At 66.5% G+C, this 25,927-nt stretch carries 23 protein-coding genes; 13 read left to right on the top strand and 10 right to left on the bottom strand.

All coding sequences use genetic code 11. The features are described 5' to 3' along the window. Positions 1 to 82 precede the first annotated feature (82 nt). The 4 genes from sucD to C7401_RS21105 all read left to right on the top strand — a co-directional run bounded on the left by sucD (position 83) and on the right by C7401_RS21105 (position 4,701). The gene (gene sucD, locus C7401_RS21120) at positions 83 to 964 is read left to right on the top strand and encodes a succinate--CoA ligase subunit alpha (RefSeq protein ID WP_112173336.1); all 882 of its coding nucleotides are present in this window, start codon (positions 83 to 85) and stop codon (positions 962 to 964) included. Positions 965 to 1,151: 187 nt separating this feature from the next. After that, the gene (locus C7401_RS21115; protein WP_112173335.1) at positions 1,152 to 1,874 is read left to right on the top strand and encodes a TerC family protein; all 723 of its coding nucleotides are present in this window, start codon (positions 1,152 to 1,154) and stop codon (positions 1,872 to 1,874) included. A gap of 142 nt (positions 1,875 to 2,016) precedes the next feature. Next, the gene (locus tag C7401_RS21110) at positions 2,017 to 2,637 is read left to right on the top strand and encodes a pilin (RefSeq protein WP_373864451.1); all 621 of its coding nucleotides are present in this window, start codon (positions 2,017 to 2,019) and stop codon (positions 2,635 to 2,637) included. Between the two features lie 222 nt (positions 2,638 to 2,859). Then, positions 2,860 to 4,701 (top strand): PglL family O-oligosaccharyltransferase, encoded by a 1,842-nt coding sequence (locus tag C7401_RS21105; protein ID WP_112173333.1) that lies wholly within the window; start codon positions 2,860 to 2,862, stop codon positions 4,699 to 4,701. Positions 4,702 to 4,748: 47 nt separating this feature from the next. On the opposite strand, the gene C7401_RS21100 is transcribed toward C7401_RS21105, so the two are convergent. Both C7401_RS21100 and moaC read right to left on the bottom strand, forming a co-directional pair. After that, complete coding sequence (locus C7401_RS21100) at positions 4,749 to 5,099, bottom strand: nucleotide pyrophosphohydrolase (RefSeq protein WP_112173332.1); 351 nt, start codon at positions 5,097 to 5,099, stop codon at positions 4,749 to 4,751. Between the two features lie 75 nt (positions 5,100 to 5,174). Next, positions 5,175 to 5,654, bottom strand: a complete 480-nt coding sequence (gene moaC / locus C7401_RS21095) for a cyclic pyranopterin monophosphate synthase MoaC (protein ID WP_112173331.1) — start codon at positions 5,652 to 5,654, stop codon at positions 5,175 to 5,177. A gap of 206 nt (positions 5,655 to 5,860) precedes the next feature. Between moaC and C7401_RS21090 the strand changes: the two genes are divergently transcribed. Further along, entirely contained in the window at positions 5,861 to 7,741 is a 1,881-nt protein-coding gene (locus tag C7401_RS21090; protein ID WP_112173330.1) for a M48 family metalloprotease, read from the top strand. 21 nt (positions 7,742 to 7,762) lie between these two features. On the opposite strand, the gene C7401_RS21085 is transcribed toward C7401_RS21090, so the two are convergent. The 6 genes from C7401_RS21085 to C7401_RS21060 all read right to left on the bottom strand — a co-directional run bounded on the left by C7401_RS21085 (position 7,763) and on the right by C7401_RS21060 (position 12,762). Continuing rightward, positions 7,763 to 8,365 carry a DUF2946 family protein gene (locus tag C7401_RS21085; RefSeq protein WP_112173329.1) on the bottom strand — a complete coding sequence of 201 codons (603 nt, stop codon included), beginning with the start codon at positions 8,363 to 8,365 and terminating at the stop codon, positions 7,763 to 7,765. Continuing rightward, positions 8,358 to 9,407: a hydrolase gene (locus C7401_RS21080; protein WP_112173328.1), complete on the bottom strand. Its 1,050-nt coding sequence runs from the start codon at positions 9,405 to 9,407 to the stop codon at positions 8,358 to 8,360. The genes C7401_RS21085 and C7401_RS21080 overlap by 8 nt, the downstream gene beginning before the upstream one ends. Positions 9,408 to 9,430: 23 nt before the next feature. Then, positions 9,431 to 9,877, bottom strand: a complete 447-nt coding sequence (locus tag C7401_RS21075; protein WP_112173423.1) for a nuclear transport factor 2 family protein — start codon at positions 9,875 to 9,877, stop codon at positions 9,431 to 9,433. Positions 9,878 to 10,205: 328 nt separating this feature from the next. Then, complete coding sequence (waaF, locus tag C7401_RS21070) at positions 10,206 to 11,231, bottom strand: lipopolysaccharide heptosyltransferase II (RefSeq protein ID WP_112173327.1); 1,026 nt, start codon at positions 11,229 to 11,231, stop codon at positions 10,206 to 10,208. 354 nt (positions 11,232 to 11,585) lie between these two features. After that, positions 11,586 to 11,780, bottom strand: a complete 195-nt coding sequence (locus C7401_RS21065) for a zinc-finger domain-containing protein (protein ID WP_028205950.1) — start codon at positions 11,778 to 11,780, stop codon at positions 11,586 to 11,588. A gap of 58 nt (positions 11,781 to 11,838) precedes the next feature. Then, entirely contained in the window at positions 11,839 to 12,762 is a 924-nt protein-coding gene (locus tag C7401_RS21060) for a branched-chain amino acid transaminase (protein WP_112173326.1), read from the bottom strand. Positions 12,763 to 13,285: 523 nt separating this feature from the next. Here C7401_RS21060 and C7401_RS21055 point away from each other — a divergent pair. The 8 genes from C7401_RS21055 (at position 13,286) to C7401_RS21020 (ending at position 23,214) form a co-directional block, all read left to right on the top strand. Continuing rightward, on the top strand, positions 13,286 to 14,485 hold the full coding sequence (locus tag C7401_RS21055; RefSeq protein WP_112173325.1) for a phosphoglycerate kinase: 1,200 nt from the start codon (positions 13,286 to 13,288) through the stop codon (positions 14,483 to 14,485). 432 nt (positions 14,486 to 14,917) lie between these two features. After that, positions 14,918 to 16,354 (top strand): pyruvate kinase, encoded by a 1,437-nt coding sequence (gene pyk, locus C7401_RS21050; protein ID WP_112173324.1) that lies wholly within the window; start codon positions 14,918 to 14,920, stop codon positions 16,352 to 16,354. A gap of 394 nt (positions 16,355 to 16,748) precedes the next feature. Next, positions 16,749 to 17,813: a class II fructose-bisphosphate aldolase gene (fba, locus tag C7401_RS21045; protein ID WP_103706355.1), complete on the top strand. Its 1,065-nt coding sequence runs from the start codon at positions 16,749 to 16,751 to the stop codon at positions 17,811 to 17,813. Between the two features lie 236 nt (positions 17,814 to 18,049). Further along, positions 18,050 to 18,940, top strand: a complete 891-nt coding sequence (locus tag C7401_RS21040) for a phosphoribosylaminoimidazolesuccinocarboxamide synthase (RefSeq protein WP_112173323.1) — start codon at positions 18,050 to 18,052, stop codon at positions 18,938 to 18,940. 30 nt (positions 18,941 to 18,970) lie between these two features. Next, positions 18,971 to 19,489 carry a 5-(carboxyamino)imidazole ribonucleotide mutase gene (gene purE / locus C7401_RS21035; protein ID WP_091996291.1) on the top strand — a complete coding sequence of 173 codons (519 nt, stop codon included), beginning with the start codon at positions 18,971 to 18,973 and terminating at the stop codon, positions 19,487 to 19,489. A 52-nt stretch (positions 19,490 to 19,541) separates the two neighbouring features. After that, entirely contained in the window at positions 19,542 to 20,759 is a 1,218-nt protein-coding gene (locus C7401_RS21030) for a 5-(carboxyamino)imidazole ribonucleotide synthase (RefSeq protein WP_112173322.1), read from the top strand. A 14-nt stretch (positions 20,760 to 20,773) separates the two neighbouring features. After that, entirely contained in the window at positions 20,774 to 21,805 is a 1,032-nt protein-coding gene (locus C7401_RS21025; RefSeq protein ID WP_112173422.1) for an L-threonylcarbamoyladenylate synthase, read from the top strand. 179 nt (positions 21,806 to 21,984) lie between these two features. Then, complete coding sequence (locus C7401_RS21020; RefSeq protein WP_112173321.1) at positions 21,985 to 23,214, top strand: Fic family protein; 1,230 nt, start codon at positions 21,985 to 21,987, stop codon at positions 23,212 to 23,214. Between the two features lie 91 nt (positions 23,215 to 23,305). Here C7401_RS21020 and C7401_RS21015 read toward each other — a convergent pair whose 3' ends face one another. Together C7401_RS21015 and C7401_RS21010 are read right to left on the bottom strand one after the other, a co-directional pair. Next, positions 23,306 to 24,691, bottom strand: coding sequence for an SGNH/GDSL hydrolase family protein (locus C7401_RS21015; RefSeq protein ID WP_112173320.1), 1,386 nt, complete (start codon positions 24,689 to 24,691; stop codon positions 23,306 to 23,308). A gap of 189 nt (positions 24,692 to 24,880) precedes the next feature. Further along, the gene (locus C7401_RS21010) at positions 24,881 to 25,843 is read right to left on the bottom strand and encodes a sterol desaturase family protein (RefSeq protein ID WP_112173319.1); all 963 of its coding nucleotides are present in this window, start codon (positions 25,841 to 25,843) and stop codon (positions 24,881 to 24,883) included. Between the last annotated feature and the right edge of the window lie 84 nt (positions 25,844 to 25,927).

Raw genomic sequence — 25,927 nt, 5'->3', positions numbered from 1 at the left:
ATGGCGTGGTGACGGCGCGAACACCGCAACGCAAGAAGCGGTCTGGCGCGACGCATGACGCCAAACGAACAGAGGACAATACATGTCGATTCTGATCAACAAAGACACCAAGGTCATCACGCAGGGCATTACCGGCAAGACCGGTCAGTTCCACACCCGCGCTTGCCGTGAGTACGCGAACGGCCGTGAAGCGTTCGTCGCTGGCGTGAACCCGAAGAAGGCCGGCGAAGACTTCGAAGGCATTCCGATTTACGCCAACGTGCGTGAAGCCAAGGACGCCACCGGCGCGACCGTTTCGGTCATCTACGTGCCGCCGGCAGGCGCTGCTGCCGCGATCTGGGAAGCCGTCGAGGCCGACCTCGATCTCGCGATCTGTATCACGGAAGGCATTCCCGTCCGCGACATGATCGAAGTCAAGGACCGTATGCGCCGCGAAGGCCGCAAGACGCTGCTCCTTGGCCCGAACTGCCCCGGCACGATCACGCCGGACGAGCTGAAGATCGGCATCATGCCGGGTCACATCCACCGCAAGGGCCGCATCGGCGTCGTGTCGCGTTCGGGCACGCTGACGTATGAAGCGGTTGCCCAGCTGACCGCGATCGGCCTCGGCCAGTCGTCGGCAGTCGGTATCGGCGGCGACCCGATCAACGGTCTGAAGCACATCGACGTCATGCAGATGTTCAACGACGATCCGGATACGGACGCCGTGATCATGATCGGCGAAATCGGCGGTCCGGACGAAGCTAATGCTGCTGAGTGGATCAAGGACAACATGAAGAAGCCGGTGGTTGGCTTCATCGCAGGCGTCACGGCGCCTCCGGGCAAGCGCATGGGCCACGCTGGCGCGCTGATCTCGGGTGGTGCGGATACGGCCGACGCGAAGCTGGAAATCATGGACGCGTGCGGCATCAAGGTCACGCGCAATCCGTCGGAAATGGCCCGCCTGCTGAAGTCGGTGCTGTAATTTCGAAAGATGCTGCCACTCGTGCATGACGCATGCGCGAGCGGTCAGCGTTTTTTGATATGCTTGCGGAATCCTTTCACGAGGTTTCCGAACAAAAAGCGAGGGAGCCAGTCATGGCCTCCTCGCTTTTTTATTTGGCTCGCCGCTTGAGCCGCCGATCCTGAGTTTCCGCTGGGTTTCCGCTTCCATGCTCGAGTTTTTCGCGTCGCTCCACTGGGGCGCTGTCATCCAGATCATCGTCATCGACATCCTGCTCGGCGGCGACAATGCCGTGGTGATCGCGCTCGCCTGCCGCGACCTGCCTGCGCAGCAGCGCCTGCGCGGCATCCTGTGGGGCACCGCCGGCGCGATCGCGCTGCGCGTGGTGCTGATCGCCTTCGCCGTGGTGCTGCTCAACGTGCCGTTCCTGAAGTTCGCGGGCGGCCTGCTGCTGCTGTGGATCGGCGTGCGGCTGCTCGCGCCTTCGCATCTCGAACACGCCAACGTGAAGCCCGCCGACAAGCTGATCGGTGCGATCAAGACGATCATCGTGGCCGACGCGGTGATGAGCCTCGACAACGTGGTGGCGATTGCCGGTGCGGCCGAAGCCGCCGATCCGCGCCACCGCATCGCGCTCGTGATCTTCGGGCTGATGGTCAGCATTCCGCTCATCGTGTGGGGCAGCCAGCTCGTGCTGAAGCTGCTCGACCGCTATCCGGTGATCGTGACGCTCGGCGCGGCGTTGCTGGGCTGGATCGCGGGCGGCCTCATCATCAACGATCCCGCGGGCGACCGCTGGCCGCTGCTCGACACGCCCGTGGCCGAGTACGGCATGTGCGTGGCGGGGGCGGTGTTCGTCGTCGCGCTGGGGTCCTGGCTCAGGCGCCGCAACGCGCGGCGCAGCGCGGCGCAGGGGCCGCAATCCCACTGAGCATCGGGCGCCCGGCGGCATTGCGCTGCCGCTGTGCCTAAGCCATTTGGCCGACTGTAGCGCGCGCACCGCCGCCGATACGATCAAGACGCCTGTTCACGCGTGTGAGCGGGCGTTTCTTGTTTCAGGAGCCCTGAAGATGATCGTATCTGTACTCGACTTGAGCCCGTCGGCGTGCGTCGGCTCGCATGCTTCACGTTCGGGCCTGGCCCGGCTATCGCGCTTCGCGAACCTCGCCTGCCGGTGGGCGGCGCGCGGCTTCACGCTGATCGAACTGATGATCGTGCTCGCGATCGTCGGCGTGATCGCCGCCTACGCGATTCCCGCGTACCAGGACTACCTTGCCCGCAGCCGGGTAGGCGAGGGCCTCTCGCTCGCGGCAGCGGCGCGCCTTGCCGTGGCGGAGAACGCTGCGAGCGGCAATGCGTTCGGCGCCGGCTACACGGTGCCACCGGCCACGCGCAACGTGGAGTCGATGCACATCGACGACGCGACTGGCCAGATCACCGTTGCCTTCACTTCGCGCGTGGCGCCCGAGGGCAGCAACACGATCGTGCTCGTGCCGTCGGTGCCCGACAATGCCGATGCGCCCACCGCGCGCGTCGCGCTCGCGCAGGGCGGCGTGCAGGGCGGCACGCTCACGTGGGAGTGCTTCGCAGCCGGCAAGACGGCTTCGTCGCTCGGTGCGCCGGGCTCGGGCCCAGCGCCCGTGGACGCAGCAACGCTCGCCGGCAATCTCGCGCCGCCGGAGTGCCGCGCGTAACGAGGGCCAACGCGGGCCAACGCGGCCAACGCCGCAAATGCGGCCGCTGCGGGCGCAACGGTGAACCCGTTCGCGCCCGCTCGACCGGCGGGCACGCCGCTGGCGCGAGCGCCTGTTCGCACCGCCGCGCAGTGCGTGCGGGCACGGTCCGAACGGACGTTCCCGCACAGCGGCGGAAAAGTTTTGTATAGTGCGCCGGTTGCCGTCGCCCCCGCCTAACACATGCCTTCCAATTTTGCGCGTTACCTTACGTTCGTCCTGCTGGCTCTTGCGCTGACGTTGCCCTATGCCGTCGCCAACCACACCTATCCGATTCCCACGTTCTACGCGGAATTCGTTGCGCTGACGCTCTATCTGCTGGTGGGCGCCTCGACGCTGATGCTCGTGCGTCCGGCGCGTACGGGCGAGGGCTTCGCCTCGCCCACGGTCGCGCTGGTGCCGCTGCTGTTCGGCCTCTTGCTGGTCGTGCAGACGTTTGCGCTGCCGCTCGCCGAGCCCTCGATGAACTGGCTCGGCGCGGGCTACCTGCTCGCCGCTTTCGTGGCCACGCATGCGGGGTACACCATTTCACGCGCGCGTCTCATGCAGGCCGCGCTCGTATGGGGGGCGTTTGCGTTGCAGATCGGCGGCCTCTTCGCCGTGTTCTGCCAGCTGATCCAGTTGTTCCATCTGGAAACGAAAGTCACGCCGTTCGTGGTCGCGTACAACATTACCGTCGACCGGCGGCCCTTCGGCAATATGGCGCAGGCCAATCACCTCGCCTCCTATATCGCGTTCGCCATGGCCGGCGCGATGTATCTCGTGCAAACGCGCCGCCTGAATCCCGTGCTGTGGGCTGTGCTCACCGCGGTCTATTCGGGTGGCCTCGCGCTCACGGTGTCGCGTGGCCCGTGGTTGCAGATGGGCGTGATCTTCGTTGCGGGTCTGTGGATCGCGCTCACCGGTTGCCGCACCGAGGCGGGTGACGGGCGCGGCTCGAACGCTCAAGGCCTGGCCTCGGCGGCGGCCACGGATCGCAAGTCGGGCGGCCTGCGCGCCTGGATCATTCCCGTGGCACTCGTGGCGATCTTTTTCGCCATGAACGCGTACGTGCGCTGGGCCAACGTCCATTACAACCTGGACCTTGCTCAGTCGGCCGCCGACCGCATGAAGGACGCCAGCCAGATCGCGCCTCGCCTCGCGCTATGGCGTTATGGCTGGACCATGTTCAAGTCGCATCCGGTGCTCGGGGTGGGCTGGGGCGATTTTCCGATCCATCAGTTCGAACTCGTGCGCACGCTGGGCGGCGTCGAGATCGCCAACAACGCGCACGACATCTTCCTCGACCTGCTTGCCAAGACCGGCCTCGCTGGCATCGTGATCGTCGTGCTCGGGCTCGTCGCGTGGTTCGTGCGTGCGCTGCGCGCGCCGCACACCGCCGAGCGCGTGTTCGGCTTCATGCTGATCGGCGTGCTCGTCATGCATGCGCTCGTCGAATATCCGCAGCAGTACATGTTCTTCCTGCTGCCCGCGATGTTCGTGTTCGGCCTGCTCGAAACGAAGCCTCTGCGCGCCGTCGGCTCGCGCGTGTCGCTCGGCGTGTATGCGGTTGTGGTGTTCGGCGGCATTGCGGCGCTGTTCCCGGTGCTGCGCGACTACAACCGTGCCGAGGTGCTGTACTACGGCCAGCATCCTGCGCGCGACTACGCCGACGATCCTTCGCGCCTGTTCGGCGCGTGGGGCGACTACGGCATGGCCACGCTCCTGCCGATGAACGCGGCGAGCCTGTCCAGCAAGCTCTATGCGCACCAGCGCGCCATTGCGCTCTTGCCGGGCGAAACGGTGCTGCGCCGCTATGCCGTCTTGCAGGCGCTGAACGGCGACACGGCGGGCGCGCTCGACACGATGGAGCGGCTGCGCATCTTCGCGACGGAGTTGCACGACTGGCCGACCCAGCTCGCCTCGGTCTATGGCCTGCTCGAAGGGCAGGACACGCTTGCGGATTTCAAGGCGCAACTGGTGAAGAAGTACGGCATGCCGGCGAAGTCGATCGAACAGGACGACGAGGACGATTCGGACGATTGAGTCTCAAACGGGGCTAAGGCAAGCCCCGGGCGCCGCGCATCCGGCAATCAAAGCTCGGAGTACTTCGCGGCGCTTCCTTTTGCCTTCTCCACGGGGTAGCGCGTTTCGTTCAGCTTGAGCTTTTCCGCGGCCGCATCGACGAGGTCGAATCCGGCGGTGTGCGCGACCAGCATGAGGTAGATGAACACGTCCGCGCACTCGTGCCTGAGATTGCGGATTTGCTCGGGATCGTGGAGCAGGGCGTCGATCTCGCCATCGGTTTTCCACTGAACCGTCTCCAGCAACTCGCCGGCTTCGATGCTGGTGGAGGCGATCAGGTTGCGCAGCGTGTGAAATTGCTTCCAGTCGCGGGCATCGCGGAAGTCCAGCACCTGCTTGAGCAGTTCGTCGATGGTCATGGCCTTATCCTTGTCCTGATCGTGGTTCGGCGAAGCGCTGGGGCGGCAGTGCCCGTGCATTGCCTGAGTTCTGGCTCAGCCCTGCGCCACCCAATCCCCCGACTTCCCGCCGTGCTTCTCCAGCACCTTCACATCGGTGATCGTCATGCCGCGGTCCACCGCCTTGCACATGTCGTAGACCGTCAAGAGCCCCACCTGCACGGCCGTCAGCGCTTCCATCTCCACGCCCGTGCGGCCGAGCGTTTCCACCTGCGCCGTGCAATGCACGCCCGGCAGCGCTTCATCGAGCGTGAAGTCGACCTTCACGCGCGTGATCGCGAGCGGGTGGCACAGCGGAATCAGATCCGACGTGCGCTTCGCGCCCTGGATCGCGGCGATGCGCGCGATGCCGATCACGTCGCCTTTTTTCGCGTGACCGTCGCGAATCAGCGCGAAGGTCTCCGGCAGCATGCGGATCGTGCCGCGCGCGAGTGCGATGCGCTTCGTCTCGGCCTTGCCACCGACATCGACCATGTGGGCGTCGCCGGCTGCGTCAAAATGCGTGAGTTCGGGCATGGTGGGCTCTTTCGTGAAGGGTGCCTATCTTAACAGCGCGTCACGCGGCGGCCAGTGCGCCGGCGGCGCATCCACCGGGTCGCCATGCGGGTCGCCATCAGGTCGCAGGGCTTGTCAGGCGGGCTACAATCGACCGGTCAGCGCAGGCGGCGCGCAACGTGCTCGCGCCGTCGCGCCAGCGTCCTGCATTCCCGATCCTGTCATCAATGCGTCTGAAACGGCTGCTTGCTGCATGGTTGTGCGCCTCGCTCGCGGTCCCGCCGCAAGCGTACGCGCAGGCGTCGAGCCCGAGTGCGCGCAGCGCGGCGGGGGCCCAGGACGTCGTGCTGAACCTCGGCGCGACGCCGGGCCAGACGCCTTCGGCACCATCGAGACCTTCGACGCCCCCCGCACCCCCGGCACCGCTCACGCGCGGCGCGAACCCGTCGAGCCTCGCATCCGACGCGCCCGCGCTCGTCAGCGGCCCGCTGGATGACGCGGCGGACCCCGTCATCCCCGCTTCGATCGCGCAGGGCGTGTTCGGCACCTACGGCGGCGCGCAGAGCCGCTTTTCCGGCCAGGGCGGGCAGTCCGGCGCGCTGGCGCCGGGCGGCAACGCCAGTGTGCGCGCCCCCGCCTGGGTGCCGCAACTGCCCGATCTCGGCGACGGCTCGGGCGGCGCGCTCACGCCGCAGGCGGAGCGCCGCCTGGGCGAGCGCGTGATGCGCGAGATCCGGCGCGATCCGGACTATATCGGCGACTGGCTCGTTCTCGATTACCTCAACACGGTCGCTGCGCGCCTCGCAGCGGCGGCGAGCGCGCAGTACATCGGCGGCTATCGTCCCGACTTCGATATCTTCGCGATCCGCGACGGCCAGATCAACGCGTTCTCGCTGCCAGGCGGTTTCATCGGCGTGAACTCGGGTCTCATCGTCGCCACCCAAACGGAGTCCGAACTCGCCTCCGTGCTCGGGCACGAGATGGGCCACGTCTTGCAGCGGCACATCGCGCGCATGCTTTCGCAAAGCGAGCGCACGGGTCTCGCCGCGCTGGCGGGCGTGCTGTTCGGCATTCTCGCGGGTGTGCTCGCGCATAGCGGCGACCTGGGCAGCGCGATTGCGCTCGGCAGTCAGGCCTATGCCGTGGACAGCCAGCTGCGCTTTTCGCGCGCTGCCGAGCACGAGGCTGACCGCGTGGGCTTCAAGCTGCTCGCGGGCGCGGGCTACGACCCGTGGGGCATGGTGGCGTTCTTCGAGCGTCTGGAGCGCGCCTCGATGGGCGATGCGGGCGTGCCGGCCTATGCGCGCACCCACCCGCTCACGGGCGAGCGCATCGCCGACATGCAGGACCGCGCGCGCCGCGCCGCCTACCGGCAGCCGCGCCAGGCGACCGAATACGGCTTCGTGCGCGCGCGCGTGCGCGTGCTCCAGAACCGCACGAGGAGCGACTATATCGAGGAGATCACGCGCCTGCGCTCGGAACTGGAGGACCGCACGGCGCTGAACGTCGCGGCGAACTGGTACGGCATTGCCTACGCGCAGACGCTGCTGGAGCGCTACGACGACGCGACGGCGTCGCTCGCGAATGCGCGCGCGGCGTTCGTGCGCTTCGAGGCGGCGGAAGGCGGGAGCGGGGGAGGCAAAGCGCGCAGTTCGCCGAGCCTCGACGTGCTCACGGCAGACATCGCGCGCCGCTCGGGCCGCACCGACGAAGCCGTGCGGCTCGCGCAGGCGGCGCACAAGGCATGGCCCGCATCGCACGCGGCCGTCGACACGCTCTTGCAGGCGTTGCTCGCGGCGCGGCGCTACGCCGAGGCGCAGGCGCTCGCGCGCGGCGAGACCGAGGCCGAGCCGAAGGAAGCCTCATGGTGGCTGTATCTGGCGCAGGCGAGCGTCGGCATGGGCGACGCGCTCACGCAGCATCGCGCGATGGCGGAGAAGCTCGCGCTCGACGGCGCGTGGCCTTCGGCCATCCGGCAGCTCAAGGAGGCGCGCGACATGAAATCGGTCAGCTACTACGATCTTTCGACGATCGAAGCGCGCCTGCATGACTTCGAGGCGCGCTACAAGCAGGAGCGCGAGGACGAGAAGGACGAAGGGCGCGGTTGAGTGAGAAGCGCGCCCCCTGGCTCAGTGCTCGTGCGCGTCGCCTTGTGCTTCGCGCTCGGCGCGCGCCGGGCTTTGCACGAAGGCGAAACTCGCGGGCACGTCGGCGCGTTTGACCGCTTGCAGCGGCAACGCGCGATCGGCGCGCCAGTGGAAGGTGCCGCTGCGGGCGTCGTCTGCGAGCGTGGCGTGATCGCTGAAGAGGTCGAGATCGTGATCGTGCAGCAGGGCCGCGCGCGGCGGCGTGCACGCATCGGCGAAGATCACGCTGCCCGCTTCGTCGAGCCAGGCGGCCGCGGGTTCGAACGGCTGGCCGGCCTGGTCGGTGAGCGTCAGCGCACCGCTCGCATCGCTTGCGAGACGCACGATCCACGGTGTGTATTCGAGTTCGACATACACGCGCTGCGGCCCGTTCTGGAAATACCACTGGCCGTTTGCGTCGCGTTCGTAGTTGCGGTTGATGAAGCCGAGCAGCGCGTCGTGGCGGATCGCCGTGCCGGGCGTATTTCCGGCCTGCGCGGCCTCGTCGCGCATGCGCCAGTTGCCGCGTGCGTCGAGCATGAGCCAGCCCGTGCAATGCGGGACGTTGGGCCAGCGCGCGAGCGCTTGTTTGACGATGTCATCCATGGGAAACGAAAGGCGAAAAATAAGCGAACACGCGTTGCGAGAGCCAGTCGCTGCGGCCGGGGAACGGTCCCGTCATGAAGCCGACGTGGCCGCCATGCTCGGGCTGGTCGAGCTCCACGGCGGCGCCCACTTCGTGGCGCGCGGGCAGCGCGTGGCCGGGCAGGAACGGATCGTTGCGCGCGTTCAGAACGAGTGTGGGCACGACGATTTCGCCGAGCATCGGCAGGATCGTCGCCTGGGTGTAGTAGTCGTGGGTGTTGCGAAAGCCGTGCAGCGGCGCGGTCACGACGTTGTCGAATTCGTACATCGTGCGGCTCGCGAGCACCGCGTCGGCATCGAAGAGGCCCGGGTACTGCGCGAGCTTCTCCAGCGCCTTGACCTTGAGCGTCTTCAGGAAGCTGCGCGTATAGACCATGCCGAAGCCGTGAGTGAGCATCTCGCTGCCCGCATGCACGTCGAGCGGCGCCGATATCGCGGCCGCGGCGGCGACGACCGAGGCGTCCTCGCGGCGCTGCGCGAGCCAGTGCAGCAGGACGTTGCCGCCGAGCGACACGCCCGCGACGACGATCGGTCCCGCATGACGCGCGGCAAGGCGCCTGAGCACCCAGTCGACTTCAGCGGAATCGGCGAGATGGTAGAAGCGCGGCAGCAGGTTCAGCGGGCCGCTGCAACTGCGAAAGTGCGGGATCGCGGCGTGCCAGCCGCGCGCGTGCGCCGCGGCAGCGAGCGCGCGCGCGTAGTGCGAGCCCGAGCCGCCTTCCAGGCCGTGGAACAGCACGAAGAGCGGCGCGTTGGGGCGTGGGGTCTTGCCGTCCACCCAGTCCACTTCGATGAAGTCGCCGTCGGGCGTGTCCCAGCGCTCGCGCCGGTAGGTGGGCAGGGGCAGGCGCGCGAAGAGCGCCGGCACGATGGTCTGGACATGCGCGCCGGGCAGCCAGAACGGTGCGCGATAGTTCGTCTCCAGCGCGGCGGCCTGGGCTCGCAGCGCGGCGGCGACGCGGTCGGTCTCGTTGGGCCTGGTGGTGTCGTCGGTGGTGCTCATGACTGTTCCCGGCCGCCTCGTTTTCAGTGCAGCGCGCCCTGGCCGTGGCGCAGCCTGGCGGAGAACTGGGTGGCCGCATCGTCGGGCATGCGGCTCGCGTGAATGTGCGCGATGCGCCACTCGCCGCGTTCGTGAACCATCACATAGGTCGTAAACACCATGGCGGGAATCGCGGCCGGATCGACCGGGCGGTGCGCCTCCACGATCGCATAGACCACGGTGCCGAGGCTGTCGTACACGCGAATGTCGAGCGGCTCGATCGACACCGGCGCCGCTTCGAGCTGCGCGGCGAGACCCGCGCGGATATTCGGCAGGCCGTGCAGATGCGCGCCTTCGGCCGTGATGCAGCTCACGAATTCTTCATCGATCCACAGACCCATCAAGCTGTCGATGTTGGCTTCCGCGACGGCCTGATAGTACGCGTTGAGGGTGTCCGCGGCGGCTTCGAAGATGTGGGCAAAACGTGGCATGGCTCGTTGGTCTTGTGCGCTCAGCGTTGCATTCGGCATGCAGATGGGCACGGGTTGGCGCGGATTCGCGCGGGTTCGCGATTCTTCTGCGTCGTCGGTGGCGGCGCGTCGCGCGTTGCCGGGCGTGCGCGCTGCGTTCTGGCGGGCGGCGGCCGCCGCGAGCATGCCGCCTTCGCGAGACGGGCCTGTGACGTGCCCCGATGCCGCGTTTCGAGCCCGCGCCTCGCGTATCCCCATTGGGCGCGCGCAACGGGCATGGCGTCCGTTACGTGCCGCACATCCGTGGCGCTTGCGCGGCTTTTCGCGTGGTGCGTGCGGGATACGTCGCTTAGCGCTGCCCGAGCAGCATGCCGCGCAAATCGCCGAAAACCTGCTCCGGGCTCAGTTCGCGCAGGCAGTTCAGATGCCCGAGCGGACACTCGCGCGCAAAGCAGGGACTACATTCGAGATGGAGCCATTGTACCTTTGCAAGCTCGGACAAGGGCGGCGTGTGGCGCGGATCCGTCGATCCGTACAGCGCGACGAGCGGGCGGCGCAGCGCGGCGGCCACGTGCATCAAGCCCGAATCGTTCGTCACCACGGCGCTCGCGCGCGAGATCAGCGCGCACGCTTCGCCGAGCGCGGTCTGTCCGCACAGGTTGCGCACGTTCGGCGCGCGATCGGCGATGGCCTGGGCGAGCGGGGCGTCCTTCGGCGAGCCGAGCGCGACGATCTGCGTGTACGGGAACGACTGGCCCACCATCTTCGCGAGCGCCGCGAAGTGCTCGGGCGGCCAGCGCTTGGCGGGGCCGTACTCGGCGCCTGGGCAGAACACCAGCAGTGGCACGCGCGTATCGAGATTGAAGCGTGCCGACACGCGCGAGGCCTCGTTCGGGTCCGATTCGAGACGCGGCATCGGCAGGTCGTCGGGCACGGTCGCGCCAGGCGCGTAGGCGAGCGCGGCGTAGTGCCTGACCATGGGCGGACGCTCGTCCTTCGGCGGATTCGCGTGGCGCACGTTCAAGAGGCCGTAGCGGTTCTCGCCCGTGTAGCCGATGCGCAGGCCGATGTTGGCGAGCCACGGGATCAGCGCGGACTTGAGCGAATTGGGCAGCACATAGGCGGCGTCGTAGCGTTCGGCGCGCAAGTCGCCGGCCAGTTGCCAGCGGCGCAGCAGTTGCAGCTTGCCGTGGCCGAGGTCGGTGGCGTAGACGTCGCGAATCTCGGGCATGCGCTCGAGCACGGGCGCAACCCAGGTCGGCGCGAGCGCATCGATCTGAATGCGCGGGTGCAGTTTCACGAGCCGCGAAAAAAGCGGCTGCGCCATCAGTGCGTCACCGATCCAGTTCGGTGCGATTACCAGCGCGCGGCGCATCGGGAGTCAGGGTCCGGAGAGGGTAAAGGTTGCGCGCGCCGCCTGGCCGTTCGGGCGGGTGGGGCGGCGTGCGAAACACGGTTGAATCAACGAAGCGGCGAGCGCGCCGTCCTGCCGGCGTACCGGCGGGCGAGACGCGCCGGGCGCGGCGCTTCGTGGCGATGTGCGTCCTGTGTGCGTAAAGCCCGCAGCGCGGCGCCTCGTACGTGGCGACGCGTGACGGGCGATGGGGCACGGACAATGCCGGATGAACGAGGCGTTCCCGCCCGGCGGCCATGCCATCACAAACGAGAAAGCGCGAACGGAAAAAGTGCGAATGCGGCCGTGTGCAACCCGCTGCGGCCGCGCTTCGCGTCAGTGACCGTGGACGACCTCGCCCGCGCGCAGCTTGTAACGCGTGCTGCAATACGGGCACTTCGCTTCGCCGTGCGTCACGTCGAGGAACACGCGCGGATGGTTGCTCCAGCGCGGCATCGACGGATTCGGACAGTAAGCGGGCAGATCCTTGGCCGAAAGTTCGACCAGCGGCATTTCCTTGATTTCGCTCATGAGGACTTTCTCTGTGTAGCTGTGGGGGCCGGGCGAAGCGCGCCCGGACCTTTCTTTCTTAGACCTTAGCGAGCCAGTGCGTGTACTTCTCGCTCTTGCCCGAGACCACGTCGAAGAACGCCGATTGCAGCTTCTCCGTGATCGGGCCGCGCGAGCCGCTGCCAATGGTGCGGTTGTCGAGCTCGCGGATCGGTGTGACTTCGGCGGCGGTGCCGGTGAAGAACGCTTCGTCGCAGGTGTACACCTCGTCACGCGTGATGCGCTTTTCGATCACGGGAATGCCCATGTCGCGCGCAAGCGTGATGACCGTGTCGCGCGTGATGCCGTCGAGGCACGACGCGAGGTCCGGCGTGTACAGCTTGCCGTTGTTCACGAGGAAGAAGTTCTCGCCCGAGCCTTCCGAGACATAGCCGTCCACGTCGAGCAGCAGCGCTTCGTCGTAGCCGTCGGCGGTGGCTTCCTGGTTGGCGAGGATCGAGTTCACGTACCAGCCCGAGGCCTTCGCGCGCACCATCGACACGTTGACGTGATGGCGCGTAAACGACGACGTCTTCACGCGGATGCCCTTGGCAAGGCCGTCTTCGCCGAGATAGGCGCCCCACGGCCACGCGGCGATGGCCACGTGAATGGTGTTGCCCTTGGCCGACACGCCGAGCTTTTCCGAGCCGACCCAGATGATCGGGCGGATATAGCACGACTCCAGCTTGTTCTCGCGCACGACTTCGAGCTGTGCGTCGGCAAGCGTTTTGGCGTCGAACGGCACGTCCATCTGGAAGATCTTGGCCGAGTTGAGCAGGCGCTTGGTGTGCTCGGCGAGGCGGAAGATGGCGGTGCTGCCGTCGGCGGTCTTGTAGGCGCGTACGCCTTCGAAAACACCCATGCCGTAGTGCAGCGTGTGGGTCAGCACGTGAATGTTGGCGTCGCGCCAATCAATCAGTTTGCCGTCCATCCAGATCTTGCCGTCGCGGTCGGCCATTGACATACGATTCTCCAGACAAGTGCGGTAAGTATCGGGCCGTGAAGCGGGCCATGACGCTGGGTTTCGCCAAACGCAGCGTGGCTGGCATTTGGCAAAGACAAACATTTTAGCGTCATTTGACGCTCTCCAGCGCGCTCACGGGCGCGTGTGGCGGGGTTTTCGGGCGATTTTAGGGTCATTTCGCCGCATTCGCGGCCTCGTGGCGCCAGCCATGTGGCGCGCCAAAAACATGCTGCAAAGCAGCAAATCCCGCGAACGCCCGCCGGGCGTGGAGCGTTCTCCCAAATACGGGAGATTCGCCAGGACACGTCTCAGATCGTTCTGGCTATCAGCTAAAATACCGATCTCGCAATTCGATGCCGGCTCGTGCCAGCGACGAGCAGCGACCCGGAGCCGTGACCGGAAGACTGTCAGACCGGATCCCGCGCCGTGCTGCTGAGCACGACTTGCCGCCCGCCATAGAGACTGGCCGGCGGCCAGGCGCATCGCCTTGCCACCGCCTTCCCACCATCAAGATGACATGCCCATGAACAAGGTTCTGCGTCTTTCCGATCTGATCTCCGAAGGCAAATTGAAGGGCAAGCGCGTATTCATCCGCGCCGACCTGAACGTGCCGCAGGACGACAACGGCAACATCACCGAAGACACCCGCGTGCGCGCCTCCGTGCCGGCCATCAAGGCCGCACTCGACGCCGGTGCGGCCGTCATGGTCACCTCCCACCTGGGCCGCCCGACCGAAGGCGAGTTCAAGCCCGAAGACTCGCTCGCGCCGGTCGCGAAGCGTCTGGCCGAACTGCTCGGCCGCGACGTGCCGCTGGTCGCGAACTGGGTTGAGAACGGCGTGAACGTCGAGCCGGGCAACGTGGTGCTGCTCGAAAACTGCCGCGTCAACAAGGGCGAGAAGAAGAATTCGGACGAGCTCGCGCAAAAGATGGCGAAGCTCTGCGATATCTACGTGAACGACGCGTTCGGCACCGCGCACCGCGCCGAAGCCACGACCTATGGCATCGCGAAGTACGCGGGCATCGCCTGCGCGGGCCCGCTGCTGGCGGCCGAACTCGACGCGCTCGGCAAGGCGCTCGGCGCACCGAAGCGACCGCTCGTCGCGATCGTCGCGGGCTCGAAGGTGTCGACCAAGCTCACCATCCTCAAGTCGCTGGCCGAGAAGGTCGACCAGCTGATCGTGGGCGGGGGCATCGCCAACACGTTCATGCTGGCCGCCGGCCTGAAGATCGGCAAGTCGCTTGCCGAGGTCGATCTCATCGACGACGCGAAGGCCATCATCGACGCGGCGCGCGCACGCGGCGCCTCGGTGCCGATCCCGACCGACGTCGTGACCGCCAAGGAATTCTCGCCGACGGCCAAGGCCGAGACGAAGAACGTGGCGGATGTCGCCGACGACGACATGATCCTCGACATTGGCCCCGTCACCGCCAACGCGCTCGCCGCGCAGCTCGCGCAGGCCGGCACGATCGTGTGGAACGGCCCGGTCGGCGTGTTCGAGTTCGACCAGTTCGGCAATGGCACGAAGACGCTCGCGGACGCCATCGCCAGTTCGGGTGCGTTCTCGATCGCAGGCGGCGGCGACACGCTCGCGGCCATCGCGAAGTACAACATCGCCGACAAGGTCAGCTATATCTCCACCGGCGGCGGCGCTTTCCTCGAGTTCCTCGAAGGCAAGAAGCTGCCGGCGGTCGAAGTGCTCGAAACCCGGGCGGCTGGCTAAGTGGCGCCGCGCGCCCCGGCCGCGAAGTTGGCGAAGGCCACCGCCATGAACAAACTTCCTCGTGCTGCTGCACAGAAGTCGCGCAGCACAACCGGGGCCGCAGGCAAACAGAAGGGGCGGGCGACGCCCCTTGCAGGCACGGTGCGGGCGGGCGCGACGCCCGCGGCCGTGGCCGCAGAGATTGCCCAGGAAGCGGCAACCCAGTCGACCGCTGAATCGACAGCCGCACAGAATCCAGTCGGGCGCACAGCCGCGCCCGAAGCGAATACAAGCAACGCCGCAGCGGCTCACGTGAGCCCTGCTGCGCCCTCCAAGAAAGCGACGCCGGGCACAACCGGTGCGCGTTCCGGCGCGTCCGCACCCGCGGCGCAACCGGCCAGCACTTCTCGCAACAACGGTTTTCCCAGCGATCCTTTCCAGACGAGGAGACTCATGCATCGCGCCACCAAGATTGTCGCCACCATCGGTCCGGCTTCCAGCACGCCGGACATCCTGCTGAAAATGATCCGCGCAGGACTGGACGTGGTGCGCCTCAACTTCTCGCACGGCACCGCCGACGATCACCGTCAGCGCGCTGAAATGGTGCGGGAGTGCGCCCGCCAGGCCGGCCGCGAAGTCGCGATCATGGCCGATCTGCAAGGCCCGAAGATTCGCGTCGGCAAATTCGAGAACGGCAAGACCACGCTCGAGCCGGGCCACCCCTTCATCCTCGACGCCGAGTGCGAACTCGGCAATGACGAGCGCGTCGGCCTCGACTACAAGGACCTGCCGCGCGACCTGAAGCCGGGCGACGTGCTGCTGCTCAACGACGGCCTGATCGTGCTCGACGTTTCGCGCGTGATCGGCAGCGAGATTCACACGGTCGTGCGCGTGGGCGGCGACCTGTCGAACAACAAGGGCATCAACCGCCAGGGCGGCGGCCTGACCGCGCCCGCGCTCACCGCGAAGGACATGGAGGACATCCGCACGGCGCTGTCGCTCGGCGTGGACTTCGTCGCCGTGTCGTTCCCGAAGAACGCCACCGACATGGAAATGGCGCGCCAGCTCGCCAACATCGCGGGCGCGCCCTACGGCATCAAGCCTAAGATGATCGCAAAGATCGAGCGCGCCGAAGCGATTCCGGCGCTGCAAGAGATTCTCGATTCGTCGGACGGCATCATGGTCGCGCGCGGCGACCTGGCCGTGGAAGTGGGCAACGCGGCCGTGCCGGCGCTGCAAAAGCGCATGATCCGCATGGCGCGCGACTCGAACAAGCTCGTCATCACGGCCACGCAGATGATGGAGTCGATGATCCACGCGCCGGTGCCCACCCGCGCCGAAGTCTCGGACGTCGCCAACGCCGTGCTCGACGGCACCGACGCGGTGATGCTCTCGGCCGAATCGGCAGCGGGCAAGTACCCGGTGGAAACCATCGAGGCGATGGCCGCGATCTGTCTGGAAGCCGAGAAGTCGGAGCACTCCGAACTCGACAAGGACTTCCTCGACCGCACCTTCACGCGCATCGACCAGTCGATCGCCATGGGCGCGCTCTTCACCGCTTACCACCTGGGCGCGAAGGCGATCGTCGCACTCACGGATTCGGGCTCGACCGCGCTCTGGATGTCGCGCCACTGGACCCACGTGCCGATCTTCGCGCTCACGCCGCGCGTGGGTAGCGAGCGCGCGATGTCGCTCTACCGCAATGTCACGCCGCTGCATCTCGACACGAGCAGCGACCGCGACACGGCGCTCCAGCAAGCCATCGAAGTGGTGGTGAGCAAGGGCTACGCGGCGCGCGGCGATATGGTCGTGCTGACCGTGGGCGAGCCGATGGGGCAGCCGGGCGGCACGAACACGCTGAAGATCGTGCGTGTGGGCGACGTTCTGTAATGATGTTGTAAGTGTTCGGCGATTTTTTTCGCTTTATTTTCGAGACTCCCGAAAATAAATGCCGCTGATGCGCACTGGTATCAAACTGGTATCAGCCAAGCGTCAGATCGGTGCCACTTAGGTGTCTTTTCCCTGCAATTGCAGCCCGTACGCCGTAGAAACGGCGACCGGGCTGTCAATCCTTTTTGTATCTTTTCGCGGATTTGACGCTCCGACACGCCAATTTCATGCCAGTTACGTGCCTGGCGCAGGGAACGGACCCGCTTCGCGATAAAATCACGCCATTGAGCCCGCTGCGTGTCACGCGGGCGGCGGCTGCCAGGCCGCCCTCGACCGGCTGCGCAAGACAGTCGGCGGCAGAAGGAATTCGTTTAAAATCAAAGGAGTAGCAACAATGCCTCTCGTTTCAATGCGTCAACTGCTCGACCACGCGGCCGAGAACGGCTATGGCTTGCCGGCATTCAACGTGAACAACCTGGAACAGGTCCAGGCGATCATGGAAGCGGCGAGCCAGGTCGGCTCGCCGGTGATCATGCAGGCGTCGGCAGGCGCGCGTAAGTATGCGGGCGAGCCCTTCCTGCGCCACCTGATCGAAGCGGCAGTCGAGTCGTATCCGCATATTCCGGTCGTGATGCACCAGGACCACGGCCAGTCGCCGGCAGTCTGCATGGCCGCGATCCGCAGCGGCTTCACCAGCGTGATGATGGACGGCTCGCTCGAAGCCGACGGCAAGACGGTCGCATCGTACGAGTACAACGTCGATGTGTCGCGCAAGGTCGTCGAAATGGCGCACTCGATCGGCGTGACGGTCGAAGCGGAACTGGGCGTGCTCGGTTCGCTGGAAACGATGAAGGGCGACAAGGAAGACGGTCACGGCGCCGAAGGCACCATGACGCGCGAGCAGCTCCTGACGGACCCGGAGCAGGCCGCCGACTTCGTGAAGCTCACGCAGTGCGACGCGCTGGCCATCGCCATCGGCACCTCGCACGGCGCGTACAAGTTCTCCAAGAAGCCCACGGGCGACATTCTGTCGATCCAGCGCATCAAGGAAATCCACGCGCGCATTCCGAACACGCACCTCGTGATGCACGGTTCGTCGTCGGTGCCGCAGGAACTGCTGGCCGAGATCCGCGAATTCGGCGGCGACATGAAGGAAACGTACGGCGTGCCGGTCGAAGAGATCCAGGAAGGCATCCGTCACGGCGTGCGCAAGATCAATATCGACACCGACCTGCGTCTGGCCATTACGGGCGCGATCCGTCGCTATATGTACGAAAACCCGTCGAAGTTCGACCCGCGCGACTACCTGAAGCCGGCTCGCGAAGCCGCCAAGAAGGTGTGCGTGGACCGCTTCCTCGCGTTCGGCTGCGAAGGTCAGGCTGGCAAGATCAAGCCGGTTTCGCTCGACAAGATCGCCGAGAAGTACAAGTCGGGCGAACTCGCGCAGATCGTTCGCTAAAGCGGGCTTTCACGCCAGGCGCGCCAGGTGCACCGGCTTCGGCCGGTCCGGCCGCCTGAAGCCGTAAAAAACATCGCCGTTTCCGCCTGTTTTGGGGGAACGGCGTTGGGCTTTTTTGGGATTTTTGGTTTACCCTCGCAATACCTTCAGGATTCCGGTCTTGCGCTGCGGTTTCCCGCAGCGATTTTGGGCCGAACCCGCTTCCGTTTCGATTGTTCTTTTAGCGAATCACGACGATGTCTACCCTCTACGAATCCACGCTCCGCTCGCTGCCGCTCCTCGGCCGCGGCAAGGTCCGCGACAACTATGCCGTGGGCACCGACAAGCTGCTGATCGTCACCACCGACCGTCTGTCGGCGTTCGACGTCATCATGGGCGAGCCGATTCCGCGCAAGGGCGAGGTGCTCAACCAGATGGCCGACTTCTGGTTCGAGAAGCTCAAGCACGTCGTGCCGAACCACCTCACGGGCGTCGCCCCGGAAACGGTCGTGGCCGCCGACGAAGTCGAGCAGGTCAAGGGCCGCGCCGTGGTGGTGAAGCGTCTGGAGCCGATCCTCGTCGAAGCCGTGGTGCGCGGCTATCTGGCCGGCAGCGGCTGGAAGGACTATCAGGCAACGGGCGCCGTGTGCGGCGTCGAACTGCCGCCGGGCCTGCAAAACGCGCAGAAGCTGCCCGAGCCGATCTTCACGCCGGCTGCGAAGGCCGAAATGGGCCACCACGACGAGAACATCACGTACGACGAGATGGAGCGCCGCATCGGCACTGAGCTGTCGCGCACCATCAAAGAGATTTCGATCAAGCTGTACAAGGAAGCCGCCGACTACGCGGCTACGCGCGGCATCATCATCGCCGACACGAAGTTCGAGTTCGGTCTCGACAACCACGGCCAGCTGTATCTGATGGACGAGGCGCTCACCGCCGATTCGTCGCGCTTCTGGCCGGCCGACCAGTACCAGGTGGGCTCGAACCCGCCGTCGTTCGACAAGCAGTTCGTGCGCGACTGGCTCGAAACCCAGGACTGGAAGAAGGAGCCGCCGGCGCCGAAGCTGCCCGACGACGTGGTCGCGAAGACGTCGGCGAAGTATCAGGAGGCGCTTGAGCGTCTTACGGGTCAAAAGCTCGCCTAAGCGAGCGTGAAGAGGGAAGAAGGAAGCACAATGAGCGAAGTTCAGACGGCTCACCAGCATGCGGCGCCGCTCGTCGGCGTGTTGATGGGCTCCAGCTCCGACTGGGACACGATGAAGCACGCGGTCGCGATCCTCCAGGAGTTCGGCGTCGCGTACGAGGCCAAGGTCGTTTCGGCGCACCGCATGCCCGACGAGATGTTCGAGTACGCGGAAAAAGCGCGCGAGCGCGGCTTGCGCGCGATCATCGCGGGCGCGGGCGGCGCGGCGCATCTGCCGGGCATGCTGGCGGCCAAGACCACGGTGCCCGTGCTGGGCGTGCCGGCGGTCAGCAAATACCTGAAGGGCGTGGATTCGCTCCATTCGATCGTGCAGATGCCCAAGGGCGTGCCGGTCGCGACCTTCGCCATCGGCGAGGCGGGCGCGGCCAATGCGGCGCTCTTCGCCGTGTCGATCCTGAGCGTGACCGACACCGAATATGCGAACAAGCTCGCGGCGTTCCGCGTGCGCCAGAACGAAGCGGCGCACGCCATGGTGCTGCCTCCGCTCTGATTTGCCCTGATTGTCCCCCACGCGCCGCGCCTCGCCGCGGCCGACCACGAAGATGACTCCTGACAATTCACCGGTTTCACCGATCCTGCCCGGCGCCTGGCTGGGCATGGTGGGTGGCGGCCAGCTCGGCCGCATGTTCTGCTTTGCCGCACAGGCGATGGGCTACCGCGTCGCCGTGCTCGATCCCGACGCGACGAGCCCCGCGGGCACCGTGGCCGACCGCCATATCTGCGCCGCCTACGACGACGAGGCCGCGCTCACCGAACTCGCGCGCCTGTGTGCGGCCATCTCGACCGAGTTCGAGAACGTGCCCGCCGCAAGCCTCGACGCGCTCGCGAAATCGACCTTCGTGAGCCCGGCCGGGCGCTGCGTGGCGGTAGCGCAGGACCGCATCGCCGAGAAGCGCTTTATCGCGGCCGCCGGCGTGCCGGTCGCGCCGCACGTGGTGATCGAGTCGTCCGCGGCGCTTGCCGCCATCGACGACCAGGCGCTTGCCGCCGTGCTGCCGGGCATTCTCAAGACGGCGCGCATGGGCTACGACGGCAAGGGCCAGATTCGCGTGGGCAATGCCGAAGAAGTGCGCGAGGCACATGCGTCGCTCGGCGGCGTGCCCTGCGTGCTGGAAAAGCGCCTGCCGCTCAAGTTCGAGGTGAGCGCGCTGATCGCGCGCGGCACGAACGGTGCGGCCGTGGTCTATCCGCTCGCGCAAAATACGCACCGCAACGGCGTGCTTTCGCACACCATCGTGCCCGCGCCCGACGCGAGCCCGACGCTCGTGCAACAGGCCCAGCAGGCGGCGATCCAGATCGCGGCGAAGCTCGGTTATGTGGGCGTGCTGTGCGTGGAATTCTTCATCCTCGAAGACGGCACGCTCGTCGCCAATGAAATGGCGCCGCGTCCGCACAATTCGGGCCACTACACGACCGATGCTTGTGCCACGAGCCAGTTCGAGCAGCAAGTGCGCGCGATGACGGGCATGCCGCTCGGCGACACGCGCCAGCACTCGCCGGCCGTGATGCTCAACATCCTCGGCGACGTGTGGTTCCCCTGCGCCGTAGGGGAGGCCAAGCCGCAGAAGGGCGCCGCGCCCGTCACGCCGCCTTGGGACCAGGTCGCGGCGATGCCCGCCGCGCGCCTGCATCTGTACGGCAAGGAAGAAGCGCGTCCGGGCCGCAAGATGGGCCACGTGAATTTCACCGCGCCGACGCTCGACGAAGCGCGCACGGCCGCACGCGACTGCGCGCGCCTGCTGCACATCGCGACGAGCTGAGGTTGGACCGCACCATGTCCGATCAGCAGAACGCGCCGCATTTGACCGCCGCCGACATCGAACAGGCCGCCGCGCTGCTCGACGCAGGCGAACTGGTCGCGTTCCCGACCGAGACCGTCTACGGCCTCGGCGGCGATGCGGCGAGCCCGGAAGCCGTCGCGCGCATCTACGCGGCCAAGGGGCGGCCCGCGAACCATCCGGTGATCGTGCACCTGCCGCCGGACGGCGACCCGACGTACTGGGCGGCCGAGTGGCCGGAAGCTGCGCAAAAGCTCGTCGAGGCGTTCTGGCCCGGCCCGCTCACGCTGATCGTCAAGCGCCATGAGCGCATCCCCGACGCCGTGAGCGGCGGTCAGGATTCGGTGGGGCTGCGCTGCCCGTCGCATCCGGTCGCGCAGCAACTGCTGGCGGCGTTTTCCGCGCGTCGCGGCGGGCATGGCGGCGTGGCGGCGCCTTCGGCGAACCGCTTCGGCCACGTGAGCCCGACCACGGCGCAGCACGTGCGCGACGAATTCGGCGCGGCCGTGCATGTGCTCGACGGCGGCGCATGCGATGTGGGAATCGAATCGACGATTCTCGATTTGTCGCGCGGCTTTCCGGCTTTGCTTCGGCCTGGCCACGTGACGCCGCACGACATTGCGCGCGTGCTGGGCGAGGCGCCTCGCTTGCCCGACGGTTCCGACGCCACGGCGCCGCGCGCCTCGGGCACGCTCAAGGCGCACTACGCGCCGCGCACGCCGCTCGCGCTGCTGCCGTTCGAAGCGCTGGAGCCCTTGCTCGCGGCGGCCCGCGATGCGGGCGAAACGGTGGCGCTGGTGGCGCGCGCCTCGCGCGCGGGCGCCTGGGCGCAGGCCGAGGGCGTGCATTTCGTCGGCGCGCCGGAAGAGCCGCAGGAATACGCACGCGAACTGTACGGCTTGCTGCGTGCGCTCGATCGCGCGAATGTCTCGCGCATTCTCATCGAGAAGCTGCCGGAGACGATCGAGTGGATTGCGGTGAACGACCGGTTGGGGCGGGCGGCTGCGGCGTTTGAGGCGCAGCAATAGATGGAATTGATCCGGCGCTGTCGCCGGATCAGTCGCCATGGCAATCGCCATGACCTGCGAAATTCTTGATCTATCTTATTGTAAATAAAGAATAATGATAGATAGAATGCGAGGTGGACAGTCGCCAGATTAGTCGCCGCGAAACGCGCCACCCGGTTTGCGTTTCGATCGCCAGACCCATGATGCCGCTCGCACGCCGCTACCCTTACGAACATCCTCATCAAATGCAGCCGCTCATGCCGGGAGAGCATCGGCTGGAGTCGCTGCGTCCGCTCGCGGCGCGGCTCATTGCGCAATCCGCCGCGCTGGCGGCGCATGGGATGCCAAGGCTTCGCGCCGCGTTACGCGAAGCCTTGCGGCCGATGAACTCTTACTACACGAACAAAATCGAGGGACAGCATACCGAGCCGTTGCTGATCGAGCAGGCCTTGCAGCGCGACTTCTCAAGCAAGCCGGACGAAGCGCGCCGCCAGCGCATCGCGATTGCGCATATCGAAACGGAGCGCTGGAGCGAGGCGGCATGGCCGTCGTTCGATTCCGAGGTGCACTTCGGTGCGCCGGTCGTGCGGGACATTCATCGACATCTGCACGAACAACTGCGCCCCGACGATCTGCGGCAAGAGGACGACGACGGCAAGCTTGCCAACGTGCTTGCCGGTGAATGGCGTGCGCAGGGTGTCCAGGTTGGGCGCCATGTCCCGCCCGATCCCGCCGCGATTCCCGCGTTCATGGACGCCTGGCAGACGGGCTATCGCCACGCGCGGGCCGGAGAGACGGCGGTGATCGCACTGGCCGCCGCACATCACCGGCTTGCATGGATTCATCCATTTCTCGATGGCAACGGGCGAGTGGCGCGACTCCATACCCATATCGGACTTGCCGCGCTCGGGTTGACGCACGGACTGTGGTCGCCCATGCGCGGGTTTGCCCGCTCGCAGCCGCGGTATTACGCCTCGCTTGCCGAAGCCGATCAGCCCCGCAAGGGCGATCTCGACGGGCGAGGCAACCTGACGGAAGCCGGCCTCGTGAGCTTTATTGAGTACTTTCTCGAAGTCTGTCTCGATCAGATCGGCTTTATGCAAGGCATGCTCGACCTGAGCGCATTCGAAAGCCGGCTGGCGCAAATGCTGGCGGCACTCGCCCAGACGCCGGAGACGCGGTATCTGCGCGCAGAGGCGGCGTTGCCCCTCGCCATGCTCGGCACCGTCGAATCCATGGATCGCGCGCGCTTCAAGGCGATGACCGGACTCGCGGCACGCACCGCAGACCGCTTGCTCGCGGACCTCTTCAAGATCGGGATTCTCGGCTCTCCGAGTCCGCGCGGCCCCATCGAACTGGCTTTGCCGATTGCGCTCTTTCGTTGGCTCTTTCCCCGGTTATGGCCGGAGGCGGAATCTGCGGGAACCTGATCGACAAGTCAGGCCGCGAACGCAAAAACACCCCACGACCTGAAAGGTTCGTGGGGTGTTTTTTTACACCGGAAAACCCGGTGCGCGACCCTTACTGCGGTGCCTTGCCGATGCCGGCCGCAGCCAGCTGCGTTTCGACGAACGTCGCGAACTGCCCGTGCAGCGCCGTGCTCGGGTGCACGAGATCCGCGAACATATAGGTCGTGGGTGCATTCGCCGCCTTCAGCGTTTGCGGCGAGCAGAACAGCGAGCTGCCGAAGCTCTGGCCGTACGCCTGCGCGTAGGCGTTGAGGGTGGCCTGCGGCGTCGTGGCCGGGTCCAGCCCCAAGGTCGCCTTCGGATTGGCCAGCGCGTAGTTGGTGGCGTCGGTTTCCATCTGCGTGAGGTTGCAGGCGGTGTCCGTGTTCGTCACCGTGAAGCCGAGGCTCGCCGCGTTCTGCACCGTCTGGTCGAGCCAGGAGAACACGTCGACCGGCACGACCTTCTTGGCCGCCAGCGAGGGCTGCAAGCCTTCGAGCAGCGCGAGGTTGTACATGGCCGAGACCAGCGTGAGCGCCTGGTCGGGCGCGTTCGCAGCGCCGGGTGTCGCGCCCGCGCTCTTGTCGGCGGCCTGCGCCGCCGGCGTCTTGCCGATATCGGGCACCGTGACGACCGCGACCTTGGCCGTGCCGGCGATCTGCGTGTTCACGAGGTTGGCCAGCGTGCCGGCGGCGGTGATGATCGGCAAGACCGACGCGAAGTCGGTGGCCGCATTGGCATCCGTCGTGACGATCTGAAGCGCGATGGCGGCGGGCACGAGCGCCTGCGCCTGTGCGGCTGTGAAGCCCTTCGCAACCAGGGTCTGAGCCGTGGCTTGCTGGGTTGCAGGGTCGCTCGCGAGCGCCGTGAAATTGGCTTTGGCGAGCGCCGTGGCGAACGCCGCCAGGCCCGCGCCGCTATTGCTCAGGAGCGCCAGGATTTCGTTCGCGCCGCCTTCCACGAGCACGAGCTGGTTCGCATTGAAGCTGCCGTGCTGCGCGATGTACTGGCTCAACTGCCACGTAATAGGTTGCTGGCTCGCGGCCGGAATCACGGCGCTCGTATTGGCCACGCCGCCCGTGGAGACCATCGCGCCGCCCTGCGCGTAGTCGAAGCCGCCGGTTGCCGTGAGCGGCAGACCGAAACCGCCTTCAAAGGCCGGCGTAAGCGTATTGCCGAAGTACTCGGACACCTTTTGCGCCCACACTTCGCCCGGGTTGGTCGTGAAGCGGCCGCCACCGAAGCCCGGCAGAATCTGCTCCGAATACGTGCCCGCGTCGGTGAGGCTCGTGCCGAACGCCACCACCTGCAAATTCACGCCCGACGGCGGCGGCGTGCTGGCGTTGTTGTTCCCGCTGCCGCCGCCGCCGCACGCGGCGAGCAGCGCGAAAGCCGCGCTCGCGACTGCGATCTGGGAGGCGCGCAACAGCGTACGGTGTCTCGGTCCTTGATGCTTCATGTTCACTTCATCTCCTCTGTGTGTGGCCTGTGATGCCTTGCCTTGATGCTCTGCTACGGGTACTCGTGCCGCGAACTGCTGTTCTTTTATCGGTGCCGTTTCCGATGCTGCTCGTCGGCCACGCGTGATCTCCCCCGCATGCAACGCGGCCCCCGGGCCGGGGCCACGGCCGACAGACTACGCAATCTCTCAGGGATTGCGCGACCCGAACTCACCCTCGGTGTTGTTTTCCGGCACGCTGTGCGCCGTGCCCGCCATGGCGGGTGCGAAGCGCAATGCGTCGTGGCGCTCGCACCAGTCCGGCGGCGCGAAGAGCGCGGCGAGCCGCGAGCGCCAGTCGGGCATGCGCGCGAAGTCCCGCGCCATGGCGAACCATTCGTGAAACGTCGCCTCGAGCGGATTGCACGAGCCGAGCGGCTTGACGATGCCGTAATCGGGCTGCTCGCGCGCATCTTCTGCGACGTAGCTGCCGAACAGGTGGTCCCAGATCGCGAGCACGCCCGCGTAGTTGCGATCGATGTAGCGCGCGTTGCGTGCGTGATGGACGCGATGCATCGACGGCGTGTTGAGCACGTAGTCGAGCCAGCCTGGCTTCTTGCCGATGGCCTGGGTATGCACGAAGAACTGGAACGCGAGATTGACGAGCACGATCGAGACGATCTGCGTGGGCGTGAAGCCCAGCATGGCGAGTGGAATCCAGAACATCCACATGCCCGCGACGGGATACATGAGGCTCTGGCGAAACGCCGTGGAGAAGTTCAGGCGCTCCGACGAATGATGAACGACATGCGCGGCCCAGAGCCAGCGCACGCGGTGGCTCGCGCGATGAAAGACGTAGTAGAGCAGGTCTTGCGCGACGAAAAGCGCGAGCCATGCGGCCCATCCCGGTTGCCACGAGGTGAGCCGAAAGTGCTGGTAGACGTATGCATAGACGGGCACGGCGACGAGCCACGCGAGCTTGTCGGCGCCCTGGTGCATGAGCGCGAGCGTGGTGTTGCACAGCGTATCGGGCCACGCGTAGCGTGCGTTATCGGGAGCGCTGTTTGCTGTGATGTGTCCGCGCGTGCGGGACAGATGCCACGCCTCCCAGCCGATGCAGGCGAGAAACACGGGAGCGAGGGCGAGCAACAGCCATTGCGCGTCGAACTGCACGAACGTCGTCCTCCTTGTCCCGTGGGCGGCGCTGGCGGGCAGCACGCCGATTGTTGTCTCGTTGTTTCGTCTCGTATTGGCCGC

The organism is Paraburkholderia unamae (assembly GCF_003268775.1).
In the GTDB taxonomy this organism is placed as follows: domain Bacteria; phylum Pseudomonadota; class Gammaproteobacteria; order Burkholderiales; family Burkholderiaceae; genus Paraburkholderia; species Paraburkholderia unamae.
Note: the sequence above shows the minus strand (reverse complement) of the source record. Positions and strands in the feature narration are given on the sequence as shown.

Bases quoted from the DNA above. Each gene is read 5' to 3' on its own strand.
- sucD (WP_112173336.1), top strand. From the start codon at position 83: ATGTCGATTCTGATCAACAAAGACACCAAGGTCATCACGCAGGGCATT.
- C7401_RS21115 (WP_112173335.1), top strand. From the start codon at position 1,152: ATGCTCGAGTTTTTCGCGTCGCTCCACTGGGGCGCTGTCATCCAGATC.
- C7401_RS21105 (WP_112173333.1), top strand. From the start codon at position 2,860: ATGCCTTCCAATTTTGCGCGTTACCTTACGTTCGTCCTGCTGGCTCTT.
- C7401_RS21100 (WP_112173332.1), bottom strand. From the start codon at position 5,099: ATGACCATCGACGAACTGCTCAAGCAGGTGCTGGACTTCCGCGATGCC.
- moaC (WP_112173331.1), bottom strand. From the start codon at position 5,654: ATGCCCGAACTCACGCATTTTGACGCAGCCGGCGACGCCCACATGGTC.
- C7401_RS21090 (WP_112173330.1), top strand. From the start codon at position 5,861: ATGCGTCTGAAACGGCTGCTTGCTGCATGGTTGTGCGCCTCGCTCGCG.
- C7401_RS21085 (WP_112173329.1), bottom strand. From the start codon at position 8,365: ATGGATGACATCGTCAAACAAGCGCTCGCGCGCTGGCCCAACGTCCCG.
- C7401_RS21080 (WP_112173328.1), bottom strand. From the start codon at position 9,407: ATGAGCACCACCGACGACACCACCAGGCCCAACGAGACCGACCGCGTC.
- C7401_RS21075 (WP_112173423.1), bottom strand. From the start codon at position 9,877: ATGCCACGTTTTGCCCACATCTTCGAAGCCGCCGCGGACACCCTCAAC.
- waaF (WP_112173327.1), bottom strand. From the start codon at position 11,231: ATGCGCCGCGCGCTGGTAATCGCACCGAACTGGATCGGTGACGCACTG.
- C7401_RS21065 (WP_028205950.1), bottom strand. From the start codon at position 11,780: ATGAGCGAAATCAAGGAAATGCCGCTGGTCGAACTTTCGGCCAAGGAT.
- C7401_RS21060 (WP_112173326.1), bottom strand. From the start codon at position 12,762: ATGTCAATGGCCGACCGCGACGGCAAGATCTGGATGGACGGCAAACTG.
- C7401_RS21055 (WP_112173325.1), top strand. From the start codon at position 13,286: ATGAACAAGGTTCTGCGTCTTTCCGATCTGATCTCCGAAGGCAAATTG.
- pyk (WP_112173324.1), top strand. From the start codon at position 14,918: ATGCATCGCGCCACCAAGATTGTCGCCACCATCGGTCCGGCTTCCAGC.
- fba (WP_103706355.1), top strand. From the start codon at position 16,749: ATGCCTCTCGTTTCAATGCGTCAACTGCTCGACCACGCGGCCGAGAAC.
- C7401_RS21040 (WP_112173323.1), top strand. From the start codon at position 18,050: ATGTCTACCCTCTACGAATCCACGCTCCGCTCGCTGCCGCTCCTCGGC.
- purE (WP_091996291.1), top strand. From the start codon at position 18,971: ATGAGCGAAGTTCAGACGGCTCACCAGCATGCGGCGCCGCTCGTCGGC.
- C7401_RS21030 (WP_112173322.1), top strand. From the start codon at position 19,542: ATGACTCCTGACAATTCACCGGTTTCACCGATCCTGCCCGGCGCCTGG.
- C7401_RS21025 (WP_112173422.1), top strand. From the start codon at position 20,774: ATGTCCGATCAGCAGAACGCGCCGCATTTGACCGCCGCCGACATCGAA.
- C7401_RS21020 (WP_112173321.1), top strand. From the start codon at position 21,985: ATGATGCCGCTCGCACGCCGCTACCCTTACGAACATCCTCATCAAATG.
- C7401_RS21015 (WP_112173320.1), bottom strand. From the start codon at position 24,691: ATGAAGCATCAAGGACCGAGACACCGTACGCTGTTGCGCGCCTCCCAG.